General features: G+C 44.6%; 5 protein-coding genes. All 5 read right to left on the reverse strand.

Annotation, left to right across the window (positions count from 1 at the left end):
• A partial coding sequence (locus tag PHQ42_05050) for an HAD-IC family P-type ATPase (protein MDD5072069.1) occupies window positions 1–1,316 on the reverse strand: 1,316 nt, incomplete at its 3' end.
• A 30-nt stretch (window positions 1,317–1,346) separates the two neighbouring features.
• On the reverse strand, window positions 1,347–1,718 hold the full coding sequence (locus PHQ42_05055; protein ID MDD5072070.1) for a four helix bundle protein: 372 nt from the start codon (window positions 1,716–1,718) through the stop codon (window positions 1,347–1,349).
• A 319-nt stretch (window positions 1,719–2,037) separates the two neighbouring features.
• Window positions 2,038–2,709: a hypothetical protein gene (locus tag PHQ42_05060; protein MDD5072071.1), complete on the reverse strand. Its 672-nt coding sequence runs from the start codon at window positions 2,707–2,709 to the stop codon at window positions 2,038–2,040.
• Window positions 2,710–3,113: 404 nt separating this feature from the next.
• Entirely contained in the window at window positions 3,114–4,724 is a 1,611-nt protein-coding gene (locus PHQ42_05065; protein ID MDD5072072.1) for a glycosyltransferase family 2 protein, read from the reverse strand.
• A 73-nt stretch (window positions 4,725–4,797) separates the two neighbouring features.
• Window positions 4,798–5,392: hypothetical protein (locus tag PHQ42_05070; GenBank protein ID MDD5072073.1), on the reverse strand; the 595-nt coding region annotated here is incomplete at its 5' end.

The following is a 5,392-nucleotide window of genomic DNA, read 5'->3' on the forward strand; positions in this document are numbered from 1 at the left end:
CCCTTATGCAAAGTAATCATAAATTTCTTTTCGCTGGAAAAAGGCAATTCGGCAATCTTCGGTTCAATTTTTAAAAGCTTTTCCCGGTCCAGCCCCGCTCGCCTGGCGGCCGAAAGCAAGGCGACTTCGGTCGGGGCGCCGATAATTTTTTCCTCGGCCGATTTGTCCTCTGGAATTTCTGCGATAGCGTCGTTGCACATCATACCGATTTTCAAGGCCAAACTGACCGCTTCGGCTTCCTGATTATCCCCTTTTGCGCCCAAAGTTTCCAATCCAAATTCTTTTTCGCCAATAACAATCTTGGACACCTCCATTTTCCCTTCCGTTAAAGTGCCGGTTTTATCCGCGCAAATAACGGTGGTTGAACCCAAGGTTTCCGCCGCCACCAATTTTCTCGTAAGAGCTTTCCGCTTTAAAATTCTCTGCATGCCCAAAACCAAAATCACGGTCACGGACACGGCCAGGCCTTCCGGAATGGCCGCGACGGCGATGGCTATGCTCACGATGAACATCTCAAAAAAATCGCGGCCCTGCCAAATACCGACGCCCGCGACAAACAAACAAACCAAAATTATGGCCAGACCCAAAAATTTGGACAAACGCAGCAAACGCAATTGCAGAGGAGTTTTTTCCTCGGTCGTGGTTTTGACCAAATTGGCGATTTTGCCTATTTCGCTTTTGGCGCCGACCGCGGTGATTATCGCTTTTCCGTTGCCGCGGACAATAATCGTGCTTCCGAAAACCATATTTTCCTGGTCGGCCAAAGCCGCCCCTTTGGGAATTTTGCCGGTGGACTTGGAAGAAGGGATTGACTCCCCGGTCAAATTAGCTTCGCTGGCCCGCAAATCATTGGCCTCAATTATCCGGCCGTCAGCCAAAATCCGATTGCCCGCCTGCAGGATGATTATATCGCCGACGACCAATTGGCCGCTGTCAACCACGGTTTCCCGCCCGTCCCGCAAAACCAAAGCTTTGTGCTCAACCATTTTTCTTAACTTGCTTAGGGCCCGGTTAGCCTTATTCTCCTGAAAAAAACCGATAATAGTATTAAGAACAACGGCGCCAAAGATTACCCCGGCGTCAACATATTCAGAAAGAAGAAAAGAAACAGCTGCCGCCACCAATAAAACATAAATCAAAGGGCTTTTAAGCTGGGAAACAAAAATAGCGAACCGGCTTAAAGGCTTTTCTTCTTCAAGTTTATTGGGTCCGTATTTTTTTAATCGTTTGGCCGCTTCCTCGTTTGTCAGGCCATTTACTGAAGTTTTCAATTCTTTTAGGCAGGATTTAATTGATAAACCATGGAAATCAGACATGGGTGTTGGTTATTAGTTATTAGTTAGATATTAGGTATATTTATAAAGTGATTTTTCTAAATTTGTCAGCATCTTGCCGCAAATATCATATTCGTCTATAAAATATTTTAATTTCTCTAAAGTTATATATTTTTTGCAATACGCTACTTTTAAATGGTGCTTTGTTTCTCTTAATTCGGCTTGAATGCGAGAAATCCCTTCTAAATACATCTTAATATGCTTATTACTAAATCCTTCCGCTAAATTAGCCGGGCAGGAATTGGAAGACCGGCGCAGTTGAGAACCTAACTCATACAGTTCAAATCCAGGGAAAGTTAAAGTTAAATTATGAACTTTTATATGTAAATTAAATAACCTTCTATAAACGTCCAGATCCTCAACTCTTTTTATCCCACCCTCCATAAAAATATTTAGAAAATTAAAAAACCTTGGCACTAAAATCTAGCGCCTAGCAACCAATACCTAATACCTATTATAACATAATAAATTAGCAAATAAAAAACCCACTCTCCAATTTCTTGAAGAATGGGTTGAGCCTTGAAGCGCAGGTTTGCGAAGTCTGCGTTTCGGGCATGGCTTTGCCCCGCCGCATTATTTGTCAGGGCGCGTCCGTCTCCCCGTACTCCGTTTGAGTCGTTAGAGCATATCTGCCCCCTTTTCAGATATGACCACCTGATCCTGTTTCCCCCGTTTCCAGTTTTATCTGGAGGGGGCAGAAATTTCAGGCCGAAGCGGCTACGATTTTCGGCTGATTGATCCCGGGGAAATCCACCGACCGCAGATGGCTCTTGACGAAAGCATCCGCCATCTGGTTTTCTCTGGCCCACTTTCTTTCCTTGCGAACCTGGGCGCAGGCGGCTTTCATCATATTGGTACTGATAATTCCGCCATTGTGCCGAACCGGATTACTGACAAAGAAAGCCGGTTTGATCTCTTCGCCCCTGGGGAAATTCTCGTCTACTGCGGCCAAAGCGGCCCGCCAGCGGCCATCTTTCTCCGCTTTTCGAGCGGCTTCTTTGGCTTCCGCCTCCATTTCTTTCCGGACAGCGGCAAAAGCGGCAAAAATCGCCCCCTCGGACACATCGGGAAGATTAGAGCGGAGCGCTTTCACGAGATCCTTGTTTTCCACACCCTTCGGTCTGTCGGGCGCGGAAAGAATTTGCCGAGCTACCCGGAGAAGGTTCTGTCCGACTTCAGGCGACACCTTGCTGGCAAGCCGGACAGCCGCCTGAACTTTGGCCACCAGGCTATAGCCGTGCTTTTTGAAGCAGGCCTCGCAGATCCATGCCCTGGGATCTTTTTCCTCCCCGCAAACTGGGCACTTCACCCGTTCTTCAAATTTGCCCTTAGCCATGATTTCGATGACATCGGGCTTAAATTTTACCTCTGCCATCTCAAACCTCCTCTGTCTAAACTTCCGTTTGCCCGGAAAATTCCGGATGGGCTCCTAAACGGAGCGCTATATAATCTTCCGGTTAAGGAAGAAATTGTAATGATCCAAGAAATTTACATCTATATCCCGCCGCTTTTGGCATAAGCCAAGAACGGCGAAGATAAATATAAACTTTAAAGAGGGTATGCCTCCTTAATAAATATTTCTACGACTATTAAAGGTAAAACCTTTTTTAGCGCAAAAATATTTAACCTATAATCATAGCATACTTTAAAATATTTGTCAAGCGTTTTAAGCAAAAAATAAGCATATTTCGCTAAAATTAAACAAAATTAAAGTATAAAAAAACACGCCCTAAAAGCGTATTCCTAATATCTAACACCCAGCAGCTAATCAACTAATCTCTAATCTCCCCGTTTCTTCGGCGTTACCCAAAACCCCATATACTTGCCCAGCATCAATCTGGTCTGGGCTTCCAATCCGGGAATGGCGCCAAAAATTATAATGCTGAAGGGCAGGACCAGCCACTGCAGAACCATTATAATACTTTTATGCCAACCGTATTTGGGAGGCCGTGGCGGCAAAAGCGCCGTGGAAATAGCGGCTGAAAATACCAAACCGACCATGGCAAGGGTCATTAAAGCGCGCGTTATAAACGGCAGATTGGAAGAAAGGACCGTGGCATTAAAACGGTCTCCGCCCAAAATCATCGGCATCCAGCCGATAACGGCAATAATCAAAGCGTTTGTGGCCCAAGAATGAAATCCGTAAATCTGAACCAAAATACGACCCATCATTTTTCTCTTGGGAATCTCTCTCCATTTCTTTGCAACATTAAAAATCAAATAGGGGATATTCTCCACTCCCCAGCCCCAACGCCGCTGTTGCTTGTAGAGGCTCTTGGCTGTCTGGACCATAGTTTCATCCATGGTTACATCCATGGAAACCGGAAAATAAAGCGGCTCAACCCGGTAGTCACCCTTATAGTGAATAAGGCAATGCCAAAAAATCCTGGAATCTTCGCTCACCATCGTGGTGGACCAAAAATTTATATCATTGAGGGCCCGCCAGGTCATGGAATGGGAAGAATAGGTTGCTAATTTCTCCTGCCTTATCTGCTGCATCATCTGCCAAAAAGTGTTGGAAGAGGCCGCGACCCGGGCGAAAAACGAAGACTGCCAAATATTATTATGATAAACCGGCACCGGCTGGTAACTGGCGCGGTAAGGATTTTGGGTAGTTAAAAATTTATAAGTAAGGCAAAAAAAATAGCCGGGCCGCACCACCGTGTCAATGTCAAAAACGCTCACTAAAATCTTATCATAATCAATCTTTTCCTTATCAATGATTTCTTCTTTTACTTTACGGCCGGCCCAGGCCTGGTTAGCGCCCTTGCCTTTCAGTTCGCCGACAATGTCCGGGTGAACCGTAATTAAAAAATTTCTAAATTTATAACCGAATTCTTGCTTGATTGCCTCTGCTCTTTCTTCCGCTGGCCTGCCCGCCCGGCCCTCAATTGCCAAAACCACTATCATCTTTTCGGGAGGATAGCCGTCATCCATCAAGGCCTGAAAACTGGTCCTGATAACCTCAAGGCTTTCATTATAAGTCGGAAAAATTATCAAATGGACTACTTCCCGCCAATTTGTCCCCCCTCTTGCCAAACAGGTATTTCCCGATCCCTTCCTCTCGCTCTCGGGCAAATCCGGATTAACAGAGCAAAGCGGAGAACTTATTAAATCCTCGCATCTGGCCCGCCAGTCTATTTTCATATTTTTTTTTAATTTTCGGAAAGAAACCAATAAATATAAACCCAAATACAAAACCAAAAGAAGCCAATAAACATCAAAGGCGATTAAAAAATAAGCCACCCAGACCGGGCGAAAATAAGAGCCGGTAAGAAGAATAAGCAAAGTTGCCCAGGATAAAAAACCAGGCAGGATTTCCAAAAGCCGATAAAGCCTTCTATCCCGCCCGGCAAGCTCTGTGGCTTTGCCTACCTTTAGATAGTCCATCTTGAAGATTTTAGATTTAAGATTTAACTATTTCTTTCTTACTTCTAACTTTCCCGTCCCGCCTTGGCGGTGGTTAATTCTTAATTATAATCTCTTCCCCTTCTTTAATTTCTTCCCCGTCTCTAACCTCCCCTTTTGTCTGCTTGTTTTTAAAATCAACCGGCCTTATTTTTTTTATTTCTTCAAGAGACAATTCCTGCCCCGACTCCTTTCCTGAATTTTCCTGTTCTTCAATTTTTTTTATTTCTTCCTGTTTTTTCTTTTTCCTCAGCTCCACTTCCTGCCTTTTTTCTTCGCGCAAAACGGATAAACATTCTTTGCAATAAACCGGGCGTACCCCATCGGGTTTAAAAGAAATTCTTGTCCTCTTGCCGCATCGGGAGCAGATGACTTCAAATTTATGTTCTCCGTCTTCCTCGGTTTTTTCCACCCTGATTTCCCTTTCTTTTTTCGGCTCGGACTTTTTTGTAAAAACTTGTCTATCGTTTTTATTTTGAATATTTTTTTCTTTTTCATCCTCTCCCCCGTCATTTTCATGCCAACGCACAATCTTATCTTCCACGACTCTCCTTTCTTTGGCATATCTTTCCCGCGTCACCCTTATAACTTTTTCCACATTGCCGGTTTTTTCTTGTTCCGGCAAGGGATGGAGGCCCCGGGCCGAAAAC

This window comes from Patescibacteria group bacterium, assembly GCA_028711655.1.
In the GTDB taxonomy this organism is placed as follows: domain Bacteria; phylum Patescibacteriota; class Patescibacteriia; order Patescibacteriales; family JAQTRU01; genus JAQTRU01.

Coding starts and splice junctions, on each gene's coding strand:
- PHQ42_05055 (MDD5072070.1), bottom strand. CDS start 1,718: ATGGAGGGTGGGATAAAAAGAGTTGAGGATCTGGACGTTTATAGAAGG.
- PHQ42_05060 (MDD5072071.1), bottom strand. CDS start 2,709: ATGGCAGAGGTAAAATTTAAGCCCGATGTCATCGAAATCATGGCTAAG.
- PHQ42_05065 (MDD5072072.1), bottom strand. CDS start 4,724: ATGGACTATCTAAAGGTAGGCAAAGCCACAGAGCTTGCCGGGCGGGAT.